The sequence below is a fragment of the Granulicella aggregans genome, assembly GCF_014203275.1.
Taxonomy (GTDB): Bacteria; Acidobacteriota; Terriglobia; order Terriglobales; family Acidobacteriaceae; genus Edaphobacter.
The window spans coordinates 72561-97282 of sequence record NZ_JACHIP010000004.1; the positions used below are offsets into that span (position 1 = coordinate 72561).

Genomic DNA, 24722 nt, shown 5'->3' on the forward strand with positions numbered 1-24722 from the left:
TATGGGTGATGTGAAATCGCTCGGGGTCCTTCGCTTCGCTCAGGATGACGGCAAGAACAAATGCAATGGCAAAAGCGAAATGCGGGGGTCTTTACACTCCGCTTCGCTCCGGTCGAGATGACGATTTCTTACAGATGGCTTTGCGCGGTGGTGTCGGGCTCGCTTCTGAGTGCGGAGTTGATGCTGGGACAGGGTGCGCCACGTGGGGCCTCGGCTGACCCCTATGCGGCGAAGCAGATGCATGATGCGATTGCGGCAGCGCAGGGTGGGGATGAGGCTCGGGCGATTGAGATTGTGCGGGCGCTGGTGGAGCAGCGGCCTCGGTTTGGGCCGGGGCTGAAGCTGGAGGGGATGCTGCTTGAGGATCAGGGCCAAGCGGGTGAGGCTGCGAAGGCCTATGAGGCGGCGCTGACGCTGTCGCCGAATGATTCGGAGTTGCTGCTGAAGGCTGGGTCGATGGATCTGGTGGCGGGCAAGGTCCCGCGGGCGGCGGAGTTGTTGAAGCGACGGTTAAGGCTGCTGCCGGGTGATGAGGATGCCAGCTACTATCTGGCGCAGGCGCTGCACCTTGAAGGCGACAATGACGGTGGGGTCGCGGTGCTGAAGGCGGCGCTGAAGAAGGGCGCGGGTCATCCTGCGACGTGGCAGAAGCTGGGGGAGTTGCTGTGCAGCGCGGGGCAGTATGACGAGGCGCTGATTTGGTTGGTAAAGGCGCAGAAGCGTGATGCTTCGCTGGCGCGAATCCCGTTCGACCTGGCGGTGGCTCAGTTTGGCTTACAGAATCTGAAGGAGGCTGAGGCCGCTGCAGATGAAGAGGCTCGGGTGCAGCCTCAGGACCTTGAGAACTTGATGCTGCTGGCGACGGTGCGGATCAAGCTGGGGGAGTCTGCGGCGGCTCGCGATGTGTTGCAGGGCGTGGTGAGTGCGCGGCCGAACGATGCGGCGGCGTTGGTGGCGCTGGGGCATTGTGAGGTGGAGTTGAAGGAGTTTCCGGCTGCGATCGATACGCTGGGGCGGGCGTTGCAGGTCGATCCTACGCAGACTTTGAGCCACTTCTTTTTGTCGCGGGCTTATGCGGGGGTTGGTAAGAAGGACGAAAGCGAGCACGAGATCGCGGTGTATCGCGAGCTGCAGCAGCATCTGGCGTTTGCTCCGGGGGCAGCGGAGGCTAAGCGGAATGATGCTTTGTTGGGACAGACTCGGGGATTGATTGAGAACGGGGATGAGGCTGGGGCTTTTCGTTTGTTCAAAGACGATGCACGCGGTGCGGTGGGGACGGCTGGAAGTCCCTGGGTGCTGGTGGGGTCGGTGTATCTGTCGATGGGGCGGGTCGAGGATGCGTCTCGGTGCTTTATGAAGGCGCTGACGGTGGATGCGAAGACTCCGGATGCGAATGCTTATCTGGGGAATATGGCTCTGGAAGCGGGGGATTTATCGCGGGCTGAGGGGTACTTCAACGCAGAGCGGGAGCGGGACGCGAACCATGTTTTTGCTACGGCGGGGTTGGGGTGGGTGCGGTATCGGCAGGGGAAGTGGTCGGAGGCTGCGGATTTGATTGGGCGCTCGAAGACTACCGATGCGACGCTGCTTTATCTGGAGTGTGATTCGCTGTTTCGGTTGGGTTTGAGGGAGAAGGCGGTGTTAGTGGCGGAGGCGGTGGCGGCTTATGGGAAAGGGAATGAGGCTGTGGGGCGGGCTCTGGATGGGTTGTTGAGGCGGAATGGGGCGGCTTCGTTGGCGGAACGTTTGGTGGTCAAGCGGTGAGTTTGTGGTGGACCCACGCATCGCGATAGGGCTGCGATGCATGGGGCACAGAGTGGTGGTGGCATCCCCGCATCTGGCGGTGAAGCTGCCAGATATGGGGCACCCGGTTTGGTGGTTGAAAGCTCCGAGCGGTGTAAGGGGGTGTGAGCGGTGTGGCGGGTCCTTCGCTTCGCTCAGGATGACGGCAAAGACAAGAGCAAGAACAACAGCAAGCGCAGGGGCAACGGCAAAAGCAAGAGCAACGGCAAAAGCAAGGGCGACTGCCAATGCGGGGGTCTCTCCACTGCGCCGTGCGATTAAGCTGCACGGCTTCGGTCGAGATGACGGGTCTTTGGTTGGGGACTCGTGGGTTCGAGTCGAGTGACGCTTGCTTGGTGTTTGGTGGTGGACCCACCCATGGCCAGGGGCGAGCCATGGGTGGGGCACCCAGTCTTGCAGTCGCGACTTGTCTAGGGCTTGGGGTCGGGGTGTTCGGTGATGGTCAGGATCTGGTCGGGCTTGATGTTGTGGAGGGTCTGGTGGATGCCGGTGGGCCAGCGTAGTTCGATGGTGTCGATGACGGTGGAGTCGCCGAGGCCGAAGTGGACGCGCTTGTCGCTGGAGGAGTTGTAGCTGGTGGCGGTGGTGGCTTCGTTGTATTGGCTGCCCTTTGATGTGGTGATTTTGATTTGGGTGCCCAGGCCGTCGTGGTTGTCGCCGCCCTTGCTGTTTCTGACGCCTACGAGCTTGAGGATGATCCAGTGGTTGTGGGTGTTCTTGCTGTCGTCGCCAGTGCGGTTCATTAGGAGTTCGGCGGGGCCGTTTAGGACGGTTACGGCTATGTCGATCCTGCCATCGTTGTTGAAGTCGCCGAAGGCTGCGCCGCGGTGGGGAGCGGAGAGTTTGAAGGATGGGCCGGCGGTGGGGCTTACGTCTTTGAAGGTCATGCGGCCTGCGTTGCGGAAGATGGCGTTGGGGAGTGGGTAGGGCTGGTGTTCTGCGATCTCGGCGTTGTCGAGGATGGCGGCGTTGGCGGTGAAGATGTCCTTGAGGCCGTCGTTGTCGAAGTCGAAGGCACCGGTGCCCCAGCCGGTGAGTTTGACCGTTGAGAGGCTAATGCCGGAGGGGCTGGTGACGTCTTCGAACTGGCCGTCGCCGAGGTTGCGATAGAGGGGGAAGGCGTCGCCAAACATGGCGGTGTGGAAGATGTCGGGGCGGCCGTCGTTGTCGAGGTCGCGGAAGTCGGCGCCCATGCCGGCGACGGTCTTACCCATCTGGTTGTAGGCGACGCCGGCGGAGGTGGCCTGGTCGGTGAAGGTGCCGTCACCGTTGTTGTGGAGGAGGAGGTTGGGGAAGGTGTCGTTGGAGACGAAGATGTCGGTGAAGCCGTCGTTGTCGTAGTCGGCGAAGGCTACGCCCATGCCTTTGCCGATGTAGCTGCCGATCTTCGATTCTTTCGAGACGTCGGTGAAGGTGCCGTCGCCGTTGTTGCGGTAGAGGATGTTGGGGAGGCCGGCGAAGTCGTCGGGTGAGCAGTAGGTGACGATCTTGTGGGTGCTGCAGCTGGCGGCGGTTTTGAGGTCGTAGTTGAGGTAGTTGACGACGAAGAGGTCGAGCAGGCCGTCGTGGTTGTAGTCGATCCAGCCGGCGGTGACGGACCAGGCTTTGCCGATGCCGGGGATGATGCCGGTGACGCCGGCTTTGGCGGTGATGTCGGTGAAGGTGCCGTTGCCGTTGTTGCGGAGGAGCTGGTTGTGGTTGACCCCGGTGATGTAGAGGTCGGTGAAGCCGTCGTTATCGAAGTCGGCGGCGGCGACGCCCATGGAGTAGCCGATGCCTCCGACGCCGGCTTTTTCGGTGACGTCGGTGAAGGTTCCGTTGCCGTTGTTGTGGAAGAGGCGGTTGAGGAAGGCGGGGTTGGACTTTTCGAGGGAGGGGATCTCGGCGCCGTTGGTGAAGAAGAGGTCGAGGAGGCCGTCGTTGTCGTAGTCGAAGGCGGCTACGCCTCCGGTCATGGTCTCGATGGAGTAGCGGTGCGGGCTGGTGCTGCTGTGGAGGGTGAAGGCTAGGTGGGATTCGGGGGCGGTGTTGGTGAAGGTGATGGTGGGTGTGGGTTTGGATTGGGCTGAGAGGAGGGTTGTGGCCAGGGTGATTGCGGTGGCGATTCGCCCACCCATGGCCAGGTGCGAGCCATGGGTGGGGCACCCGGGTTCGTGGCTGAAAGGTTCGGGCGGTATGGGTGCAGGAGAATCGCTCGGGGTCCTTCGACTGCGGCGCTTTGCGCCTTCGCTCAGGATGACGGTTTTATTTCGGTTCGGAGTCATGGGCGGTACGGCCTTCATCTTGCCAAGGTAAAGATACATGCCTTTTGTGGGAGTTCAACGAGGATTGTTTTGCCAAGGTTGCAGGCTAGCCGGTAGAGTGTTGAAGACCAAAAGGACAGCCAGAATGTATCGAATCAAACGTTTGTTCTCCGTGTTTTCTTGTGGCGTATCGCTTCTTGCGGCGGCTTGTGCCGTGAACACTGCGGGGCTTTATGCCCAGAGCTCGAAGGCTCCTAGCGAGGTTGAGGTGAATCGTTTTGTCGATTCGCTGATGAAGAAGATGACGCTGGGCGAGAAGATCGGGCAGATGGAACAGACGGCTGGGCAGCCGATGTATACGCCTGCGGCGAAGGCTGAAGAGCTGGTGCGGACGGGAGGGACGGGGAGCTTTCTATTTTTCACGGACCCGGTGCGGATCAATGAGCTGCAGAAGATTGCGGTGACGGAGTCGCGGCTGCATATCCCGTTGATCTTCGGGTATGACGTGATTCATGGGTTCAGGACGATTGCGCCGATCCCGCTGGCGATGGCCTCTTCGTGGGACCCGGCGCTGGTGACGCGGACGCAGGGCATGGCAGCGCAGGAGGCTCGGGCGGCGGGCGTGGAGTGGGCGTTCGCGCCGATGGTGGACATTGCGCGGGATGCGCGGTGGGGACGGATCATGGAAGGCGCGGGCGAGGACCCGGTGCTGGGCGAGGCGATTGCGGCGGCGCAGGTGAAGGGGTTTCAGGGCGAGTATGTGGGGACGCCGGAGCACATTCTGGTTTCGGTGAAGCACTTTGCGGGGTATGGCGGCGGAGTGGGCGGACGCGACTATGACAGCGTCGATCTCTCTGAAGAGCAGTTGCAGAATACGTACCTGCGGCCTTACAAGGCGGCGGTAGATGCGGGCGCGGCTACGGTGATGTCGGCGTACATGGATTTGAACGGGGTTCCGGCGACGGGTAATAAGTGGTTGCTGGACGATGTGCTGCGCAAAGAGTGGAAGTTCAAGGGCTTCGTGGTGAGCGACTGGGCGAGCGTGGAGAGCCTGAAGACGCATGGGTTCGCAGCGGACGCAGAGGATGCGGCGGTGCGGGCGGCGAATGCCGGCGTGAACATGGAGATGACGACCTCGAACTATCGCGACAACCTGGCGGACGCGGTGAAGAAGGGGCTGGTTAAGGAAGCGCAGATCGATGCGCTGGTGAAGCCGATTCTTGCGATGAAGTACAGGCTGGGATTGTTCGAACATCCTTATGCGGGCATGGATCACTTCAAGGCGGTGACGGGATCGGCTGAACAGAGGACGGCTGTGCGTGAGGCTGCGGAGCAGACCGCAGTGTTGCTGCGGAATGAAGGGAATGCGTTGCCGCTTTCCGCTGCGTTGAAGTCCGTTGCAGTCATAGGCCCGCTGGGCGATAGCAAGCTGGATACGCTGGGGTCGTGGGCGATTCATGGCGATCGTGAGAATGTAGTCACCGTTGCTCAGGGGATTCGTGAGGCTTTGCCGGGAGCTACGGTGACGGCGGTGAAGGGTGTCGAGATCGAGCGTGGGTCGGCGACGATCTTCGATGAGCAGGTGCCACCTACGCCGGTGACGTTGACGACTCCTGAGGCGAAGGAGGCTGAGTTTCAACGAGCGATTGCTGCGGCGAAGAGCGCGGACGTTGCGGTGATGGTGTTGGGTGAGGCTCAGACGATGAATGGCGAGCGGGCTTCGCGGGCGAGCCTTACGCTGCCGGGGGAGCAGCAGCGGTTGCTCGAGGCTGTGGTGGCGACGGGCAAGCCGGTGGTGCTGGTGCTGATGACGGGAAGGCCGCTGGATTTGAACTGGGCTTCGACGCATGTGCCGGCGATTCTGAACGTGTGGTACCCGGGGTCGGAGGGTGGCCATGCTGTGGCGAATCTTCTGTTTGGGAAGGCGAACCCTAGTGGGCACCTGACGGTGAGCTGGCCCCGTGCGGCGGGGCAGGAGCCGCTGTTCTACAACCGCTATCTGACGCAGATTCCGGATGATGTTGCGGGGAGGTACTGGGATATGCCTAGCACTCCGCTGTATGTGTTTGGGTATGGGTTGAGTTATTCGAAGTTTGAAGTGAGCGATCTGAAGCTGGTTTCGGGGACGGTTGCTGGCGATGGGACGCTGAAGGTTAGTGTTACTTTGAAGAACTTATCCGACGTGGCTGGGGCTGAGGTGGTGCAGCTTTATACGCACCAGCGGGCGGGGAGTGCTTCGCGGCCGGTTCGGGAGTTGAAGGCGTTCACCAAGATCGCGCTGGGGGCGAATGAGACGAAGACTGTGGAGCTTGCGGTGAAGGCGGAGGAGCTTTCGTTCTGGAGTCCTTCGACTCATAAGAGAGCGCTGGAGCCGGGGGCGTTTGATGTTTGGGTTGGAGTGGATTCGAGCGCGGGGCTGCATGGGGAGTTTTCGGTGAGGTAGGAGCGGATCTATCCCGGGCTAAAGCCCCTTTTTGGGGGATGCGGTTTACCGCGGGCTGAAGCCCGCTGCTACTCCTTTTGTTCGTGGGGCGTTGGGATCGCTGCTGCCTGTGAGTTTGTGGCGGACCCACCCATGGCCAAAGGCTTGCCATGGGTGGGGCACCCGTCTTCGTGGCTGAAAGGTTAGGACTTGGGGGATTTTTTGCGGGTGGTTGTGCCTGCGGCTTTGGAGGTGGATTCGCGGACTATGAGTTCGGGTTCGATCTTTACGAGGCTTTCGGTGTGTTCGCCGCGGAGTTTCTTGAGTAACAGGGTGGCGGCCTGGTGGCCCATCTGGGCGAGGGGCTGGCGGATGGTGGTGAGCGAGGGGACGTAGAAGGAGGCGCTCTGGATGTCGTCGAAGCCTACGACTGAGACTTGCTGGGGGACGCTTAGGCCGGCGTCGTGGAGGGCGCGGATGCAGCCGATGGCGGAGACGTCGTTGAAGCAGAGGACGGCGGTGAAGTCGCGCTGGCGCATGAGGACCTGGGCTACGGCGGGGTAGCCTAGCTCGGGGGTGTTGACGTCGCGTTCGAGGCGGATGATGTGGCTCTCGGGGATCTTCAAACCTAACAACTTGGCTACGCGGACAGTCGCGCGCCAGCGGCTGTTGGAGTCTGAGCTGAAGGCTGCGCCGCGCATGTAGAGGATCTTGCGATGGCCGTTGCGGACGAGGTGGCCGAGGGCGAGTTCGGCGGCGCGGTCGTGGTCGAGCAGGATGTTGGTGGTGCCGGGGATGACCTTGTGGCTGGCGACGGTGACGGTGGGGATGTCGAAGGCGTCTTCGAGGTGGGTGTCGATGGTGAGGATGCCTTCGACGCCGCGCTGGCGCAGGAGGCGGGGATACTCCTCGACTAGGTCTTTGCGATGGCGATGGTGGGCGGTGAAGAAGAAGTAGCCCTCGCGCATGAGGACGTCGGCTGCGCCGTTGAGGACCTGGGCGTGGTAGCCCTCGCCGAGCTCGGGGAGGAGGATGCCGATGGTCTGGGAGCGCTTGCCCTGAAGGAGGCGGGCGACCATGCTGGGCTCGTACTTGAAGTGGCGGGCGGCTTCGCGGACGCGCTCGCGGGTGACCTCCGGGATGGACCGGTTGGGCGCGTTGTTGAGCACGAAGGAGACGGTCGCGGGCGACAGGTTGAGGTGCTCGGCAAGCATTTTGAGGCTTACGGGCTTGCTTTGGCCTTGTGGGGTTCGGGGCATGGTGGTTGATGACACTTTATAGGGTTTGGGGCGTGGGGGCTAATGGGAGGGAGTTTGTGCCGGCAAAGACAACGGCGAAATGCGGGGGTCTCTCCGCTACGCATCGCAATAAGGCCGCGACACTTCGGTCGAGATGACGGTTCTTCTCGGAAGAGGTTCGGTGCGATGTGAGAGTTTGTGGCGGACCCACCCATGGCCAAGTGCGAGCCATGGATGGTGCACCCGAATTTGTGGCCGAAAGAGGGCTACCAGAGGAAGGTGGCGGTCTCTCCGGCGGTGATCGTGGTGGAGAAGGTGTTGGGGCCGGCTTCAACTTTTATGGGCTTCGATTCCTTTGTGTTGTTGGCTACCAGGAGGACGTGTTTGCCGTCGGGGCGGCGCCAGGCTACGTTGCTGAGGCTGGACTCGTGCTTGGTCGTGTCGTCTTCCGTGGAGGCGATGCGGGTGGAGCCGGCGGGGACGAACTTCGAGGCGTGGGCGATGGTGTAAAGGGCGATGTTGCGGCTGACCTTGTCGCCCTCGATGGTGATGGCTCCCTGGCAGACGGGGCAGCCGCCGTTGTCTGTGTGTGGGCCGAGGTGCTCGTCGGCTGCGAGGTTCCAGAGGAGGACGGTCTTGCTCCAGTTGCGCATGGCTCCGATGACGACGCGGGCGGTGGGGTCCGAGACCGGGCGTTGCTTGCCGTCGTGGATCTCTTCGATGACCATCTGTTCGGTAAAGTAGAGGGCTTTATCGGGGAAGGCTTCGTGGACCTCGGTGAGGGCAGAGATCTCGCCTTCGTAGAGATGGAAGCCGGAGCCGGCGGCGTATTGGGCGGCCTTGGGGTCTTTGAGGATGGTGATGGGGTAGTCGGGGTGGTTGCAGTTGTGGTCGAAGAGGACGACTTTGGTCTTGAGGCCGGCCTGCTTCAATGCGGGGCCGAAGGCGTCGCGGAGGAAGGTGCCTTCCTGGTCTGCTTCAAAGACGAGGCTGGGGGTGTTCTTGGGGTTGAGGGGCTCGTTCTGCATGGTGATGGCGTCGATGGGGATGCCGTGGGCCTGCATCGCTTTGAGGTAGCGGACGAGATAGGCGGCGTAGGTGGTGGCGAACTCGGGCTTGAGGGTGCCACCTTTGACGGCGTCGTTGGTCTTCATCCAGGCGGGTGCGGTCCAGGGTGAGGCGAGGATGTGGAGGTGCGGGGAGATGGCGAGGACCTCCTTCATGACGGGGACGACGTCTTTCTCGTCTTCGCCGAGCGAGAAGTGGGCGAGATCGGGATCGGTCTGGCCGGGCTGAAGGTCATCGTAGGTGTAGACGTGGTCGTTCATGTCGGAGGCACCGATGCTGAGGCGGAGGTAGCTGACGCCCATGTCATCTTTGCCAGTGCCGAAGAGCTCCTTCAGGAGCTTGTGGCGGGCGGCGGGGGACATGTGGTGGATGAGTTGGGCGCTGCCGCCGGTCATGGCGAAGCCGAAGCCTTCGATGGGCTGCATGGCTTTGGAGTCGTCTACGGTAATGGTGGTGGCGGCTGCATCCGGGGCGACCGTCTTCGCGAGGCGCTGGTGAGTGAGGAGCTCGGAGCGGTCGGCGTTGGTGCGCCAGACGTCTACGTGCTGGGCGTGCAACGTGATCGGGGATAGGGCGAGCGAGAGGGCGAGGCGGATGGCAGGGCGAAGTCGCATGGTGGGCCTTTTTCAGCGAATTTTGCGAGCGGACTGAGGGAATTCGGACGGCTCGGAGTTCAGGTTGGACTGCCGTCGCGGGTGTCAAGCGACGGGCGCAAACGATTTTGTAGGCAGCGCAAAGATAAACCTTTGTCTAGGGGAGATTCAAGGGTGGCTTAGTTGTGACTCCACCAAAAGGTGGAGCTTGACAGTTGTATCTCGAATCCGCTTGAATGTGTCTCGCAGCTCACAAGATAAACGTTTGTTTCGCCAGGTGGCCCCGCAGAGTGGGGCATCACCGGTAAAGAACCACTTCGGGGAGGATTCAAGATGACGTATTTCATGAGGCGAATCGCACTGGCAGCAGTGTTGTGCGCGCCCTTATCGATATCGAATTACATGGCCCACGGCCAGTCAGTGAACGCAGGAGACATTCGCGGAACCGCAGTCGATGAAAGCGGCGCGCTAGTCCAGGGTGTGACGGTTACGGTGACGAACCTGGCAACCGGCGTGGTCCGGACGCTGGTCACCAACAAGGACGGCCTCTACGACACGTCCTCCATTGTGGCGGGCAGCTACAGTCTCCGGTTCGAGAAGCAGGGCTTCCAGAGCTACGAACGCAGCAATGTTACGATCCTTGTCGGGTTCTCGACGATCAACGCGACGATGAAGGTTGGATCGGTGAACCAGGAGGTTGTGGTCACGACCGACATCCCACTGCTGAAGACCGAGAACGGCGAACAGTCGACCACGTTTGAGTCCAAGGATATGTCGCAGTTGCCCAATGTGGGCGGCACCACTGGTCCAGACTGGCAGAGCTTCGTGATCCTGCTACCGGGCAGCGCGGGAACGCCTCAGCAGTCAAATGGCGGATCGAATCCTGGACAGGTCGCCGCAATCAACGGCAACCTGCCGTACAACAATGTGCTGGCCGATGGCGTTTCGACGACTCTGTCGCACAGTTCAAATTCGGACGTAAACACCTTTGAAACTGTTGGCGAACTGCAGGTAAACACCTCGGCATTCTCCGCACAGTACGGCATCGGCGGCGTGGTGTTCAACCAGATCAGCAAGGGTGGAACGAACAAGTTCCATGGCACGGCCTACGACTACTTTCAGAATGCCGCGCTGAATGCGGCTAGCTACGGTTTCAACGCACATACAAGTGTGGCTCCGCTGCACTACAACGACTTTGGTGGATCGCTCGGCGGTCCCGTCTTGATCCCGCATTTCTTCAATGGTCGCGATAAGGCGTTCTTCTACTTCAACTACGACCAGATCATCTATAACGGAGCTGGATCGAACTCGACGCAGACGGTCCCGACGACTGCTGTGCTGGGCGGCGACTTTAGCGGTCAGCACTTGATTTACGACCCGACCACCCAGACGATTGGCACCGACAGCGCGGGCAACCCGTATCCGATCCGCAAGAGCTTCCAGGAGGAGAACGGTACGAACGCGGTTCCGGCGGCACTGTTCGACAAGGTCTCCGCTGCTTTCCAGAAGTTCTATCCGACGCCCACGAGCCACCTGTCGGCTGGTAAATTCCTTGACGGTCAGCTGAATGGTGCGGGGCTGCTGCAGAACAACTGGTACTCGATCACTCCGCAATCGTACCCATACAAGCGCTATTTCGGCCGCTTTGACTACAACATCAATGCGTCGCATCGTCTCTCGATGACCGATCAACAGCGTGATACCCCCGACTTCTATCCAAATTCGGTCTCGGTCTGCCCGGTCGGGTGCCAGACCGGCGACGTAGACAGCAACACGTCGCAGATCACCGAGGTCTGGACAATCAGCCCCAAGATCGTAAACGAAGTGCGTTTCGGCTATACGTACCAGGGCAACTTCTACCAAGACGCGACGCTTGGGAAGGGTTATCCCGCACAGCTCGGTTGGCAGTTTGCCAAGGCGGACAGCCTGCCGGCGGTGCAGTTCAACGGCTCCTATCCTTACGCGTGGATCAATCCAAGTTCCAACGCTGTTTATAAGGAGCACGCTTTCGATCCTTCTGACGTTGTGACGATGATTGAAGGCAAGCATGTATTGCACTTCGGTGGGGAGTTCCTGATCTACGAGGACAACTCGACCGCATGGGGTAACACCAACGCGGGCACGCTGCAATTCAACGGCTCCTACACACGTAACTGGAGCCTCAACGCGGCGGGCGTGGCTAGCCCGGACTCAACGACCGGTCTTGACTACGCTGACTTCCTGCTGGGCGCGGCGGACAACTGGTCCGCAAGTGTTTCACCTGAATATGCGGGCCGTCTGAAGAGTCCTCAGGTCTTTATTCAGGACGACTACAAGGTTCGTCCGAACCTGACGATCAACGTCGGTCTCCGCTACCAGATCAGGCGCGGCTGGAGCGAAGCTCGCGGGAACGAGGCGACGTTCGATCCGACCGTCACCAATCCGGCAGACGGATCCAAGGGCGCTTACTGGTTCGGAACGACTCATGCGAACGGAAGAACGCAACTGCAGGCGAACGAGTACAAGACCTTCCTGCCGCGTGTTGGGTTCTCATGGCTGCCTCATCCGACGACTACGATTCGCGGCGGTTTTGGAATGTACGCCTATAACTTGAGTCTCGACACATACGGTTCAGGCATGGGCGCAGAGGTAAGCTCTTCCGGAGGAATTGCAGACCAGACCAACGGGATTACGCCGATTACGTACTTTGGTGGAACGGGAACGAATGCGCAGACGGGAGCGGCACTTCCCTACTCGGCTGCCTCGTCGGACCCAACCCGGTTCAATGGCCAGGGAGTCAGCGAGAATCCTTATCACACGCCGACACCACGAATCTTCCAGTACAACCTTGCGATGCAGAATGCGGTTGGTAACAACATGGTGTTCGAGCTTGCTTATGTCGGAAGCCATGCACAAAACCTGAACTACCCGACTGACATCAACGCGGTGCCTCTGAATCACCTCAGCTCGAACGACACGGCGTTCCGCCCGTATCCACTGTTCCAAGGCATTAGTGCGAGCACGAATGACGGCATCTCCAACTACAACTCGTTCCAGGCTTCGATCAACCGTCGTCTTGTAGGTGGTCTCAGCTTCGACGCGAACTATACCTGGGCGCACTTCACCGATTCGCAGGACTCGTCGGGTTGGGGCAACCGCTCCGGCAATCAGAACTACCAGATCGCCAACAACGCGTCGGCCAACTACAGCAACTCGAACTTCGACGTACACAACGCGTTCAAGAACCGGCTGGTCTACCAGCTTCCGTTCGGACACGGCCGGAAGTATATGAACAAGAGCTGGGCACTGGATGAGGCGCTTGGTGGCTGGCAGATCACCACGACGAACATCCTTCAGACTGGCAATCCGTTCAGCGTCACGGTGAACAATGGAACGACGTATCAGCAGGCTGGTTCGCAGTTCCCCAACTACACCGGAGCTCCTCTTTACGTCACTGGAAAGAATCACACGGTGTGGTTCAACCCCGCTGCGTTCAGTCTTCCCGCACCAGGCACGCTTGGCAACGTACGGCGTAACGCGGTTTATGGCCCTCCGACCAAGCTCGTCAACCTGTCGCTTGGGAAGACCTTCGATGTCCGCGAAGGGGTCACGCTTCAATTCAAAGCAGACGCAACCAACGTTCTGAACATCGCGAACTTCAGCTTGCCTGGCGGAGGCGTCTACGGCCTTTCCTCCTACACGGGACAGCTGCCGGGGCAGGCCTACCGGATAAGCGAAAATCAGAACCAGATCACGGGAGTATCGAGCGGTCCCCGTACGATGCAACTGTCGGCGCATCTGGATTTCTAAGGCGTAGTATCCCAACCTGCAATCGGCGGCTTCGGTCGCCGATTGCATTTTTTTTGCTCCTTTGAAACTGCAGGACAGCCTTTGTGGCTGAGCTCTATAGTGAAGCTTGTTATGAACGGTGTCTGTGGCTATCTCGCTTTAGCTGGGTGTTTCTGGATGGTGCCTTCGTGTGCTTTGTCCGGACAGGTCGGTTCGGGTGGACCCACTCATCGCGATACGGCCGCGATGAATGGGGCACAGGATTCGGCACGGGGTGCTGGCGTTGCGGAACATGAGCGGAGGGCTCGGGAGTATCTGCAGCAGCGGCAGCCGGAGCTGGCTCGGAAGGAGTTCGCCATTGTGGCGGAGGCAGAGCCGGGGAACCTGGATGCTCAGGCGAACCTGGGGGTGCTGCTTTACTTCGATGGACAGTATCAAGAGGCGATACCGCATTTGAAGGCGGCGGTGGCGCTGGCTCCGCAGCAGGCGAAGCTGCAGGCGTTGCTGGGATTCAGCGAGCGTCGGGCGGGGGATGTGGCTGCGGCTCGAAGTGACCTGGCGGCGGCGCTGCCGGGATTGACCGAGGACAAGGTTCGCAAGCAGGCGGGGTTGGAGCTGGTGGAGATGGATACGGCGGCGAATGATCTGCCTGCCGCCGCCAGTGCCGTAGCTCAGTTGAAGGCGACTATGCCTGCGGATGCGGAGGTGCTGTATGCGGCTTATCGCGTGTACACGGACCTGGCGGGGGAGGCGTTGCTGGACCTGTCGCTGGCGGGACCGGAGAGCGCGCAGATGCACCAGGCGATTGCGCATGAGCTGGTGAAGGCGAGGGACAATGCGGCGGCGTTGACGAATCTGCGGGCGGCGGTGGCGGCTGATCCGCATCTGCCGGGGGCGCACTTTGAGCTGGCGGAGCTGCTGGTGGCGTCGACTGCACCGGCGGAGAAGGCCGAGGCGCAGGGGCAGTATGAGCTGGCGTTGAAGGACAATCCGCGCGATGACAAGGCGCTGACTCGGCTGGGGGATTTGGCGGCGGACAAGGGCGATCATGCGGCGGCGATGAAGCGGTATCAAGACGCGCTGGCGTTGCAGCCGGAGAGTGCGGATGCGGCGATCGGGATGGCGCATGAGTTGGTGGAGACGGGAAAGACGGATGCGGCGCTGCCGTTGTTGCTGGGAGTGATCAAGGCCGATCCGACGAATGTGCTGGCGCACTATCGGCTGAGTGCGCTTTATCGGCGGCTGCATAGGCCCGAGGATGCGAAGCGTGAGGTGGCGGAGTACGAGAAGCTGAAGGCTACTCGAGAGAAGCTGCGCGGGGTGTATGACTCGCTGAGGAACTCGCCGGGCGGCATGAAGAGCGATGACGCAAAGAACTGAGTTCATGCGGATCTGTGTGGCGATGGTGCTTACGGCATCGGCGATGCGGTGCGGGTTCGCGCAGACTAAGACGCTTGATGCGGCGGCGATGACGGATATTACGGCGTCGACGGGGATTCACTTCAATCATCTTGCGAGCCCGGACCAGAAGTTCATTGTGGAGTCGATGAGCGGGGGCGTGGCTCTGCTGGACTTCGATGGCGATGGGTGGCTGGATATCTACTTCACCAATGCTCCTAGTGTGGCGATGGCGCAGGCGGGTACGAAAGCTCGAAGCTCGCTGTATCGCAACAATCACGATGGGACGTTTACGGATGTGAGCGAAAAGGCGGGTGTGGCGAATCCTTGCTGGGCCATGGGCGCGGCGGTGGGGGACATCGACAACGATGGCTGGCCGGACCTGGCGGTGAGCTGCTTTGGTGGCGTGGTGCTGTATCGGAACAACCGTGATGGGACGTTCACGGATGTGACGAAGAAGGCTGGGCTAGATATCGATAAGGGCTGGGCTACGGGGGTCGCGTTTGGGGACTATGACGGTGATGGGTTTGTCGACCTGTTCGTGCCGCACTATGTCGATCTCGATCTCGAACATCTGCCGGCACCTGGGTCGCAGAAGACCTGCATGTATCACGAGGTGCCAGTGCAGTGCGGACCGCGTGGGTTGAAGGGCGCTCCGGATACGTTGTATCGGAACAATGGTGATGGGACGTTTACCGAGGTGAGTGTGGTGGCGGGGGTGAATGACCCGCAGAAGTTCTTCGGGATGCAGGCGGTGTGGTCGGACTTTGATGGCGATGGGAAGCTAGATCTGTTTGTGGCGAATGATGGCGAGCCGAACTTTCTCTATCGGAACGAAGGTGCAGGCAAGTTCAAGGAGATTGGGGCGGACGCGGGGATTGCTTTGAGTGAGAACGGCCAGGAGCAGGCCAACATGGGCGTCGCGATTGGGGACTACATGCGGACGGGGCGGCAGAGCATTGCGATCACGCACTTCAGCGAGGACTATGCGGTGCTGTATCGCAATGAGGGTGGGATGAACTTCACCGACGTGGCGCATGGCGCGGGGATTGCGAAGTCGACGCTGCCCTATGTGGGATGGGGAGATGCGTTTCTGGATACGGCGAATCGGGGGCTGCTGGATTTGATGGTGGTGAATGGACATGTGTATCCGCAGGTGGATAACGCGAAGCTGGCGACCTCTTACAAGGAGCCGAAGCTGTTGTTTTGGAACAACGGGGATGGGACGTTTCGGGATGTGAGCTTTCCTGCGCTACAGGTGCGGCAGGTTAGCCGCGGGTTGGCGGTGGGGGATTTGTTCAACACAGGACGGTTGAATGTCGTGGTCGAGAACCTTACCGGGGAGCCGATGGTGTTGCAGACGAATCCCCCTAAGGGGAACCATTGGGTGAGCTTTCAGCTTGAAGGGACGAAGTCGAACCGGCTCGCTTTGAATGCGACGGTGACGGTTCGGATCGGTAAAACGCAGCAGATGGCAGAGGTTTTGAGCGGGGGGAGTTACTTGTCGCAGAGCGATCTGAGGCTGCACTTTGGGTTGGGGGATTCTTTTTTGATAGATGGTGTGGTGGTGAAGTGGCCGGATGGTTTGGAGCAGAGGTTTGTGGGTGTAGTGGCGGATCGGTTTTATCGGTTGAAGGAGGGTGAGGGGTTGCGGTGAGGTTCGTGGCGGACCCACCCATGGCCAAAGGCGAGCCATGGGTGGGGCACCCGCCGGGGCTAAAGCCCTGTGTGGTTGGAGGGGGTGCTTACCGCGGGCTAAAGCCCGCGCTACTCCGATGAAAGGCAAATGCGGGGTCTCTCCATTACGCCACGCGATAAGACTGCGTGGCTTCGGTTGAGATGACGAGTTCTAATCCAAGTTTTAGTTATCACAGGGGTATACATTGATGCTTCGCTTCCAGTTTGTTTCGTTCTCTCGTTCTGTCGCTGTCGCTGTACTTGCGGTGGGACTCGTCCATGGAGTTCAAGCGCAGAAGGCCCCGGACTTTGGGCCGCATGTGTATGTTTTCAAGCCGGGGATGGCTGTGGCGGAGATGCAGGCGAAGATTGATGCGGTGTATGCGGAGCAGCAGCATAGCGAGTTCGGTAAGGGGCGGTATGCGTTTCTGCTGATGCCGGGTGAGTACAAGTTGAATGTGCCGGTGGGGTTCTATACGCAGGTGGCGGGGGTTGGGGGGACGCCAGATGCGGTGCATATTACGGGGAGTCTGTACTCCGATGCGGCGTCGGAGCATAACAATGCGACGACTACTTTCTGGCGGTCGGCGGAGGGGATTCATGTGACGCCGGAGAGTGGGAAGCTGCGGTGGGCGGTGTCGCAGGCGGTGTCGTTTCGGCGGATGCATGTGAGCGGGGATATGGCGCTGCATCAGAACGGATGGGCTAGCGGCGGTTGGATGTCGGACACGGTCGTGGATGGGGTTGTGGATTCGGGGCCGCAGCAGCAGTGGATCTCGAGAAACTCTGAGTGGAAGAGTTGGACGGGATCGAACTGGAACATGGTGTTTGTGGGCGTGCCGGAGGCTCCGGCGGGAGAGTGGCCTAAGCCTGCGTATACGAAGATCGCGGAGACGCCGGTGGCGCGGGAGAAGCCGTTCCTGATGAGCGACGGGCATGGGCGATGGGCGGTGCGGGTGCCGGCGGTGGCGCGGAACTCGAGCGGTGTGAGTTGGAAGGGTGGAGCGACGGCGGGGCGGGATGTGCCGCTTGCGAGCTTCTATATTGCGAAGCCGGAGAGTGACACGGCGGCGACGATGAATGCGGCGCTACATGCCGGGAAGCATCTGCTGTTGACGCCGGGGACATATGACTTGAGCGAGCCGCTCCGGGTGGAGCGCAAGGATACGGTGGTGCTGGGGCTGGGGTTTGCTACGCTGCGGCCTACGCGTGGGACCGAGGCGCTGGTGCTTGGGGATGAGGATGGGATCATCGTGAGCGGTTTGCTGTTCGATGCGGGCGAGATGATTTCGCCTTCGCTGCTGCGGGTGGGTGAGGGGCATGGATCAAGGTCGCATCGTGAGGATCCGACCTCGTTGAGCGATATCTTCTTTCGGGATGGCGGGGCGGGGGTTGGGAGGACGAAGTCGAACCTGGTGATCGAGAGCAACGAAGTGCTGGTGGACCATACGTGGATCTGGCGGGCGGACCATGGCGCGGGTGTTGGCTGGGATAAGAACCTTAGCGACAACGGGCTGACTGTGGATGGCGATGATGTGACGATCTATGGATTGTTTGTGGAGCATCACCAGAAGTATCAGGTGCTTTGGAATGGGGAGCGGGGGCGGACTTACTTTTATCAGTCGGAGATTCCTTATGATCCGCCTACGCAGGCTGCGTGGACGAGTGGAAAGGGTGTGGATGGGTGGGCTTCGTACAAGGTAGCGGATGGCGTGAAGGAGCATGAGGCCTGGGGGCTGGGGGCTTATAGCGTGTTTCGGCATCCTGATGTGATGTTGAGCCGGGCGTTTGAGGCGCCGGAGCGTGATGGGGTGCGGTTCCATCACATGGTGACGGTGGCTCTGGATGATAAGGGGGAGATCACGCACATCATCAATGGGACTGGGGATGCGGCTACTACGAGGAAGCCTCGGGTTGATCCGCGGTTGGGGGAGTATCCGGTGAGGTAGTGGCGTTCGGGTTTGTGGTTTCGCGGCTGAGAGCTTCAGGCGGTTGGGGTGGGTGGGCGGAGATGCAGGTCCTTCGACTGCGCATCGTGCGATGAAGCTGCACGATGCTTCGCTCAGGATGACGGTTTGTTGGGTGTGGGAAGGAGAGCGGTTCGTGCTGCGCACGAATGTCCCACCCATGACCAAAGGCTTGTCATGGATGGGGCACCCGGTTTGGTGGTTGGATCTATTGCGTTGGGCCGGGGGTGTTGGCGGCTTGGGTGGCTTGTAGGGCTAGCTGGCGGAAGGTGTCGCGGAGTTCGGGGGGCGTGTCGACGATGATTCGGCGGCCGGTGCTTAGCAGCATGGCTGCGAACATCTCCAGGCGGTCGCGGCCACAGCGTAGGCGGGTGCCGCCGTTGTGGGGTTCGGTGGCGATGCGCCAGACGGAGAAGGTGCGAACGGCTTCTTCGGGGGGCATGTCGATCCAGACGTCGATCTGATAGTCGGATTGAGCGAAGGGCATGTTCTTTGCGAGGTATTCGCGGGCGTTGAAGCCGGCTGGGGGATGGAAGGTGTCGGGGCAGATCTTTAGCTGGGTGGCGCGGTCGAGGCGGAAGGTGCGCATGGCCTGGCGCTCGGTGCAGTGGCCGATGAGGTACCAGCGGCCGTCGCCGTGCATGAGGCCGTAGGGTTCGATCTCGCGGGTGGAGATGGTCTTGCTGTGGGCTTCATAGATGAAGCTAAGGCGGTGGCAGGTGCGGATGGCGGAGGCGGTCGCGATGAGCGATTCGACGGAGGTGGGGACGACCCAGGGGCCGGGTTCGATGGCGACTACTTCTTCGATGGCGCGGATGCTCTCACGAAGGGCTTCGGGGAGGACGCGACCTAGTTTGGCGAGAGCGCCCTCGGTGGCGGGAGCGAAGGCGGCCAGGCCGACCTGATGGAGGGCTCGGAGGCCGAGGGCCAGGGCGAAGGCTTCTTCGTTGGTGAAGACGAGAGGCGGGAGCCGGAAGCCGGGACGCAGGCGATAGGCACCGCCTACTCCGGGGGAGGAGTCGATGGGAATGTTGAGGTCCTTCAGGCGGACGATGTCGCGCTGGACGGTGCGGAGATCGACGTTGAGGCGCTGGGCTAGCTCGGCTCCACTGACGCGGTCGCGGCCCTGCATGATCTCGAGGACGGTGAAGACGCGTGTGATGGGGTCGTGCATCGGGTGTCCTTATGAGGCGGCGAGTGATGGAAAAGCAGATTCCCTTCGGAAATGACAAACAAAGACAATAGCTATTTTGCTTGCGATCTACGACATAGGCTGTCGGGAATGGTTCGTACTCTGACAGTAAGCCAGAACGGCTACGGAGAAGAACAAATGACAAGCGAAATGACGGTGACGAATGTGATCACAGCGGAAGTCCTGCTCGAAAACTGGCAGGGCCATAGACGGCTTACGCGCAAGACGATCGAGGCGTTTCCTGAGGACAAGTTGTTTGAGTTTTCGTTGGGTGGAATGCGGAGCTTCGGGCAGATGGCGCTCGAGATCATTGGAATGGCAGTGCCTACGGTTGAGGGCGTGGCCACGGGTAAGTGGGCTTCGTTTCATGCGGGGAAGCCGGCTTCGAAGAGCGAGCTATTGGAGCTCTGGGATGCTCAGACCGTGGGGCTGAACGAGAAGTTTCCGACGATTCCGGAGGAGCGGTTTCAGGCGGTGGATAAGGCGTTTGGGCAGTGGGAGATGTCGGGGTTGGCAGTCATTCAGTATGCGATTGATAACGAGATCCACCATCGCGGGGAGGGGTATGTTTATCTGCGGGCGTTGGGGATTGAGCCACCGCATTTTTGGGAGCGGTAGTGGGTTGTTCTAGAGGGCGAAGTGCGGGGTCTATCGATTGTGCGACGGACGGTGAAGCTGTCCGTCGCTTCGGCCGAGATGACGTTCGTTCGTATCGGTGGCTGAAAGCCTCGGGCGGCTGTGGCGGGGCGAGCGGAGATGCAGGTCCTTCGACTAAGCATCGTGCGATGAAACTGCACGACGCTTCGCTCAGGATGACGGTTGTTGAGGGTGGGAGGAGAGCGGTTCGTGCTTCGCACGAATGTCCCACCCATGACCAACGGCTTGTCATGGATGGGGCACCCGGTTCGGTGGCGATGATGTGTTTGGTTTAGGCTGCGACGACTTCTTTTTCGCCGGCGGATTTGGCTGCTACTGCGCGCTGTCCGGATGAAAGCAGCCTGCGGTGGTCGACCATGCCTTGAGCCTGGGCTGCGGGGATTGCCTTCGAGGTGATGAAGCCCTGGATCTCGTCGCAGCCGGCGGCGCGGAGGATCTCGAACTGTTCAGCGGTCTCGACACCTTCGGCGAGGACCTGGAGCTTGAGGGTTCGGCCCATCTCGATCATGCTCTCGATGAGCGCGCGGCCGGCTTCAGAGTGGACGATGTCGCGGACGAAGGAGCGATCTATCTTGAGGCGGTGGACGGGAAGGTCGCGGAGGTAGCTGAGGGAGCTGTAGCCGGTGCCGAAGTCGTCGATGGAGAGGCGGACGCCGAGCGCGCGAAGCTGTTGCATGGCCTCGGCGGAACGGCCTCCGTGTTCGACGAGGACGGACTCCGTGAGTTCGAGGTCGAGGAGCTCGGGACGAAGGCCGGTGTTCGCAAGGGTCTCGGTGACGATGGTGACGAAGTCCGGGCTGGTGAGTTGAACGGGCGAGACGTTGACGGAGATCTTTACGCCGCCGCCCGCAGAGGACTGCCAGCCCGCGGCTTCGAGACATGCCTGTTCGAGCACCCATTTGCCAAGGGGAACGATGAGGCCACAACGCTCCGCGACGGGGATGAAGGCGTTTGGCGGGACCACGCCGAGGACGGGATCGGTCCAGCGCAGTAGGGCTTCGAAGCCGATGAGGGTGCCCTCCGAGTTGACGATGGGCTGGTAGTGAACGGTGAAGAGGCCGTCATGCACGGCGAGGCGAACACGGTCCTCGAACTGGAGCTGGCGCATGACTTCGGCGCGCATCTCTTCGTCGAAGAAGAAGTAGTCGTTGCGGCCGCGCTCTTTGACCTTGTACAGGGCCAGGTCGGCGTGGTGGAAGAGTTCGCTGACGTCGCCTGCGCCGGTGGGATAGAGGCAGATGCCGATGCTGGCACCGACGCCGACGACGTGGCTGCCGATGTAGAAGGGCATGTTGACGCTTTCGAGGATGCGACCGGCGATGGCGGCAGCTTCGGCCTCATCGGGACAGTTCTCGAGGATGACGACGAACTCGTCGCCGCCCATGCGGACGAGGGTGTCCTTCCTACGAATGAGGGGCCGGAGGCGCTCGCCTACCTGGATGAGGAGGTCGTCGCCGACCTTGTGGCCGAAGCTGTCGTTGACTTCCTTGAATCGGTCGAGGTCGATGGCGAGGAGAGCGAAGCCGGTCCTGCTGGAGGGAGTCTCGAGAAGGGTTGTGAGTTCCTGGTGGGCGAGCAGGCGGTTGCCCATGCCGGTGAGGGCATCGTGATAGGCGTGGTGGATAAGGACCTTCTGCTCGGCGTCGCGATGGGCTGCTTCCCTGAGGCCGCGGAGGCTCTGAATGCAGGAGGTGATGAGGAAGGCATCGCAGAAGACGACCCAGAGAACGTGCTCGAGGAGGCGCCATTCGCTGCCGATGGACGAGCCGAAGATGAGCTCGGGGGCGTAGAGGCCCATGAGGAGGTGATCGAGCAGGGTGACGACGGTGGCGGTGATGATGATCTGCCAATCGAGATAGAAGGCGAGGAAGGCGAGTGAGCCGAAGACGTGGAAGTGGCTTTCGATGCGGCCGCCGGTGATGTGGATGATGAGGGCGGACATCAGCATCTGACAGGCGGCGATGGCGTGACGGGTGGAGCGCTTGCCCGGGTGGAGATAGGACAGGAGGACAGGGAGAACGGTGATCAGGCCGCCGAGCCATATAGCCGCGGTGATGTGAGGATGGAGCACGCCAACGTTTCCGTTCCAGGTGCGCGGGCTGATGAAGAAGGCGGCGAGGACGACGGCGGGCCACTGCAGGCACATGGCGAGTGCGATGAGGCGATCGGTGCGCTGGCAGACGCGCTGGTACTCCTGCTGGAAGATGATCTGCTCGTCGGTGGAAGGATTACCTTCCGGCGGCATCATGGAGCTCACTTGGCGAGACCTCGTGGGGTTGAATTTGAGAGTGCCGCGAGGCCGCAGCCGTATACGGGAGCGTGGGCTCCGGGCTGGGTGAAGGCGGCGTTGAGGGCCTGGGAGAGCGTGGCGATGCCGGTGTTTTCGCCTTCCATGCCGCGACCTGCGGTGACTCCGCCTGAGAAGACGAGGTGGCGGGAGCCGTGCTGGTCGGGCGCGGAGTAGAGGAGGACTTCGCCGGAGGTGAGAGCGCCGAGCTTTGCGGCCTGTTCGCCGTTGAGGTCGTCGACGACTTCGGCGTTCAAGGCTTTCTGGGCATCGCGGATATAGGCGGCGTGGTGCCAGTCGAAATCTGACGCTGGTGTGATGGTGTCTGGCTGGGGTTTCGACTTGTAGATGAGGAAGGTGGTCCGATAGGGCTGCTTCCAGTTGGGAGCGGCGTCTTCGAGTTCCTTGAGGGTGGCGCGGGTGCAGCTGCAGAGGGGATGGATGGCGACGACGAGGAGCGCGGAGTGGCCCTCGTTTTGAGAGAGACCGTTGGAGATGGGGCCGGTCAAGTGCGTGGGAGTAAGGCCGGTTGCGCCGGTGGTCCACTCAAAGGCCATAAGCTTTCTGCCGGCTGGCACCAGGGCGAGGAGCCACAGGGCGAGTATCAGCGGCAGGAAGCGCTGGGTGTGTGCCCGGATACTGTCGGCCCGTAGGCGGTCTTGGTCGAACATTTCCTATCTCCTGCGGAGCTTTCGCAAACGCTTTAGAGGTCAGGTTCGCCACTGCGGATAGAGAGCTGTGTCAGCGCAACATCGCGCAGCTTGCCTTCTCTTGTCTCATTCCATCGGCAAACAATTTGTTCTCATGAGAGATGCCCCGCCGGACACACTTCGGGAGCGTAGGACTCTTTTCCCAAGGCAGCGGCACCGTCATGTAACTGACACTACTTTTTCTGGAAACGGGCCGGAGGGATATCCCGCGCAAGTTGCAAGGAGACAACGGATTGGGGGAGGTGGTAGAGGGGGATGTTTACTCGATGAAAAATGCGGTGTCTCGGCAATGCTTTGGTCGAGGTGACGTGTGTCTGGAGGGAGCTGTGGCGGGGTGCTCCGGGGCTGAAGCCCCGTTCCGTTGAGGGCTGTGATTACCGCGGGGTGAAGACCGCTGCTACTCCGGGTGTCGGGCCCGAGTTAGGGAGGTGGCTCATAGGGTCCCGGGAGGTTTGTGGCGGACCCACCCATGGCCAAGTGCGAGCCATGGGTGGGCACCCGGCGTTCGGTGTGGGCGACGGGTATTGCGCGAGGGATGGGACCGGACTGCGGTGCCGCTAGTGCTTTGCGGCGCGGTACTGCGTGACGTTGGCGGCGTGGTCTTTGAGGGTGGTGGCGAATCGGCTGTGGCCGTTGGCGTCGGAGACGAAGTAGAGGAAGTCGGACTTTGCGGGGGAGATGGCGGCGCGGAGGGCGGCTACGCCGGGGCTGCAGATGGGGCCGGGAGGCAGGCCGGAGTGGCGATAGGTGTTGTAGGGGGATTGCGATTGCAGGTCGGAGGCGTAGATGGTGCCTCGGTAGCGGTTTTCAAGCAGGGCGGCGTAGATGACAGTGGGGTCGGTCTGGAGCGGCATGGACTTTGCGAGGCGGTTGAGGAAGACGCTGGCGACGAGTGGACGCTCGGAGGGCTGGCTGACTTCTTTCTCGACGAGTGAGGCGAGGATGACGGTGGTGGCGGCGTGGGCGGGGTTGAGGCCTAGCAGGGCGGCCTGCTGCCGGAAGCGGCGGACCATAGTGGAGAGCATTTGCAGGGGCGTAGCGCGGCGGGAGAAGTGGTAGGTGTCGGGGAAGAGATAGCCTTCGAGGGACCTTGCTTTGGGATCGTAGCTAGAGATCAGCTCAGTGTGCTGGCGGGCGGCGGCGAGGAAGTCGGCCCTGGTGCCAAGGCCCGCGGTTTCGACGGCCTGGGAGATGTCGAAGAGGTTGAAGCCTTCGGGGATGGTAACGGTGCGGGTGTAGACGTCGCCCTTGATGAGGCGGGCGTAGACCTCGGCGAGCGGGGCGGGGTGGTCAAAGCGATACTCGCCGGCCTTGAGGGTGCCCCCCTTCTGGGCGCGCATGAGGTCGAAGGCGTAGGGGCTGCGGATGACGCCGGAGCGGGCAAGCTGCTGTCCGATGGCGGTGCCGGAGGTGCCCGTGGCGATGTCGATGAAGGTTTCGGTGGAGGGACCGAAGGGGAGATAGAAGAGATACGCGAAGGCGGCAGCGGCGATGACGGCGAGGAGGAAGAGCGTGGCTAGGAACTTCAAAGGTGGATGGCCTCCGTCTCGCCTATTTTAGAGCGGAGCGTGCCTACGACTCTTCACCTCCTGCTATGGGGCCAGGACTCGCGACGCTATCTGATGACGTCGAAAAAATCGTCACGATTGCGATTTTGCGTAGGCCGGGCACTGGTCTAACCAGGAAGTTGCAGACGCTA

14 protein-coding genes are annotated in these 24722 nt (G+C 61.1%); 7 read left to right on the forward strand and 7 right to left on the reverse strand.

The window, feature by feature from the left end; genetic code table 11:
• Positions 1-60: 60 nt before the first annotated feature.
• The gene (locus HDF16_RS14110; RefSeq protein ID WP_221312769.1) at positions 61-1764 is read left to right on the forward strand and encodes a tetratricopeptide repeat protein; all 1704 of its coding nucleotides are present in this window, start codon (positions 61-63) and stop codon (positions 1762-1764) included.
• A gap of 449 nt (positions 1765-2213) precedes the next feature.
• On the opposite strand, the gene HDF16_RS14115 is transcribed toward HDF16_RS14110, so the two are convergent.
• Positions 2214-4106: a CRTAC1 family protein gene (locus HDF16_RS14115; RefSeq protein WP_246409105.1), complete on the reverse strand. Its 1893-nt coding sequence runs from the start codon at positions 4104-4106 to the stop codon at positions 2214-2216.
• An 85-nt stretch (positions 4107-4191) separates the two neighbouring features.
• On the opposite strand from HDF16_RS14115, the gene bglX reads away from it, so the two are divergent.
• Entirely contained in the window at positions 4192-6489 is a 2298-nt protein-coding gene (gene bglX, locus HDF16_RS14120; RefSeq protein WP_184217704.1) for a beta-glucosidase BglX, read from the forward strand.
• A 182-nt stretch (positions 6490-6671) separates the two neighbouring features.
• Here bglX and HDF16_RS14125 read toward each other — a convergent pair whose 3' ends face one another.
• Both HDF16_RS14125 and HDF16_RS14130 read right to left on the reverse strand, forming a co-directional pair.
• Positions 6672-7727 carry a LacI family DNA-binding transcriptional regulator gene (locus tag HDF16_RS14125; protein WP_246409106.1) on the reverse strand — a complete coding sequence of 352 codons (1056 nt, stop codon included), beginning with the start codon at positions 7725-7727 and terminating at the stop codon, positions 6672-6674.
• 245 nt (positions 7728-7972) lie between these two features.
• The gene (locus HDF16_RS14130; protein WP_184217706.1) at positions 7973-9388 is read right to left on the reverse strand and encodes a glycoside hydrolase family 30 protein; all 1416 of its coding nucleotides are present in this window, start codon (positions 9386-9388) and stop codon (positions 7973-7975) included.
• A 324-nt stretch (positions 9389-9712) separates the two neighbouring features.
• On the opposite strand from HDF16_RS14130, the gene HDF16_RS14135 reads away from it, so the two are divergent.
• From HDF16_RS14135 to HDF16_RS14150, 4 genes are all read left to right on the forward strand, one after another.
• On the forward strand, positions 9713-13156 hold the full coding sequence (locus tag HDF16_RS14135; RefSeq protein ID WP_184219122.1) for a TonB-dependent receptor: 3444 nt from the start codon (positions 9713-9715) through the stop codon (positions 13154-13156).
• A gap of 111 nt (positions 13157-13267) precedes the next feature.
• Positions 13268-14515: a tetratricopeptide repeat protein gene (locus HDF16_RS14140; RefSeq protein WP_184217708.1), complete on the forward strand. Its 1248-nt coding sequence runs from the start codon at positions 13268-13270 to the stop codon at positions 14513-14515.
• Positions 14499-16190 carry a CRTAC1 family protein gene (locus HDF16_RS14145; protein WP_246409107.1) on the forward strand — a complete coding sequence of 564 codons (1692 nt, stop codon included), beginning with the start codon at positions 14499-14501 and terminating at the stop codon, positions 16188-16190. Before HDF16_RS14140 ends, HDF16_RS14145 begins: the two co-directional genes overlap by 17 nt.
• 229 nt (positions 16191-16419) lie before the next feature.
• On the forward strand, positions 16420-18159 hold the full coding sequence (locus HDF16_RS14150; protein ID WP_184217710.1) for a coagulation factor 5/8 type domain-containing protein: 1740 nt from the start codon (positions 16420-16422) through the stop codon (positions 18157-18159).
• A 226-nt stretch (positions 18160-18385) separates the two neighbouring features.
• Here the strand turns inward: HDF16_RS14150 and HDF16_RS14155 are convergent, their stop codons facing one another.
• The gene (locus tag HDF16_RS14155; protein WP_184217712.1) at positions 18386-19351 is read right to left on the reverse strand and encodes a helix-turn-helix transcriptional regulator; all 966 of its coding nucleotides are present in this window, start codon (positions 19349-19351) and stop codon (positions 18386-18388) included.
• A gap of 156 nt (positions 19352-19507) precedes the next feature.
• Between HDF16_RS14155 and HDF16_RS14160 the strand changes: the two genes are divergently transcribed.
• Positions 19508-19987: a DinB family protein gene (locus HDF16_RS14160; protein ID WP_184217714.1), complete on the forward strand. Its 480-nt coding sequence runs from the start codon at positions 19508-19510 to the stop codon at positions 19985-19987.
• Positions 19988-20297: 310 nt separating this feature from the next.
• Here the strand turns inward: HDF16_RS14160 and HDF16_RS14165 are convergent, their stop codons facing one another.
• The 3 genes from HDF16_RS14165 to mltG form a co-directional block, all read right to left on the reverse strand.
• The gene (locus HDF16_RS14165; RefSeq protein ID WP_184219128.1) at positions 20298-22274 is read right to left on the reverse strand and encodes a putative bifunctional diguanylate cyclase/phosphodiesterase; all 1977 of its coding nucleotides are present in this window, start codon (positions 22272-22274) and stop codon (positions 20298-20300) included.
• Positions 22275-22279: 5 nt separating this feature from the next.
• On the reverse strand, positions 22280-22984 hold the full coding sequence (locus HDF16_RS14170) for a hypothetical protein (protein ID WP_184217715.1): 705 nt from the start codon (positions 22982-22984) through the stop codon (positions 22280-22282).
• A gap of 596 nt (positions 22985-23580) precedes the next feature.
• The gene (gene mltG / locus HDF16_RS14175) at positions 23581-24552 is read right to left on the reverse strand and encodes an endolytic transglycosylase MltG (protein ID WP_184217717.1); all 972 of its coding nucleotides are present in this window, start codon (positions 24550-24552) and stop codon (positions 23581-23583) included.
• Positions 24553-24722: the final 170 nt, after the last annotated feature.

Coding starts and splice junctions, on each gene's coding strand:
- HDF16_RS14110 (WP_221312769.1), top strand. CDS start 61: ATGCAATGGCAAAAGCGAAATGCGGGGGTCTTTACACTCCGCTTCGCT.
- HDF16_RS14115 (WP_246409105.1), bottom strand. CDS start 4,106: ATGTATCTTTACCTTGGCAAGATGAAGGCCGTACCGCCCATGACTCCG.
- HDF16_RS14125 (WP_246409106.1), bottom strand. CDS start 7,727: ATGCCCCGAACCCCACAAGGCCAAAGCAAGCCCGTAAGCCTCAAAATG.
- HDF16_RS14135 (WP_184219122.1), top strand. CDS start 9,713: ATGAGGCGAATCGCACTGGCAGCAGTGTTGTGCGCGCCCTTATCGATA.
- HDF16_RS14140 (WP_184217708.1), top strand. CDS start 13,268: ATGAACGGTGTCTGTGGCTATCTCGCTTTAGCTGGGTGTTTCTGGATG.
- HDF16_RS14170 (WP_184217715.1), bottom strand. CDS start 22,984: ATGTTCGACCAAGACCGCCTACGGGCCGACAGTATCCGGGCACACACC.
- HDF16_RS14160 (WP_184217714.1), top strand. CDS start 19,508: ATGACAAGCGAAATGACGGTGACGAATGTGATCACAGCGGAAGTCCTG.
- HDF16_RS14165 (WP_184219128.1), bottom strand. CDS start 22,274: ATGATGCCGCCGGAAGGTAATCCTTCCACCGACGAGCAGATCATCTTC.
- bglX (WP_184217704.1), top strand. CDS start 4,192: ATGTATCGAATCAAACGTTTGTTCTCCGTGTTTTCTTGTGGCGTATCG.
- HDF16_RS14155 (WP_184217712.1), bottom strand. CDS start 19,351: ATGCACGACCCCATCACACGCGTCTTCACCGTCCTCGAGATCATGCAG.
- HDF16_RS14145 (WP_246409107.1), top strand. CDS start 14,499: ATGACGCAAAGAACTGAGTTCATGCGGATCTGTGTGGCGATGGTGCTT.
- HDF16_RS14130 (WP_184217706.1), bottom strand. CDS start 9,388: ATGCGACTTCGCCCTGCCATCCGCCTCGCCCTCTCGCTCGCCCTATCC.
- HDF16_RS14150 (WP_184217710.1), top strand. CDS start 16,420: ATGCTTCGCTTCCAGTTTGTTTCGTTCTCTCGTTCTGTCGCTGTCGCT.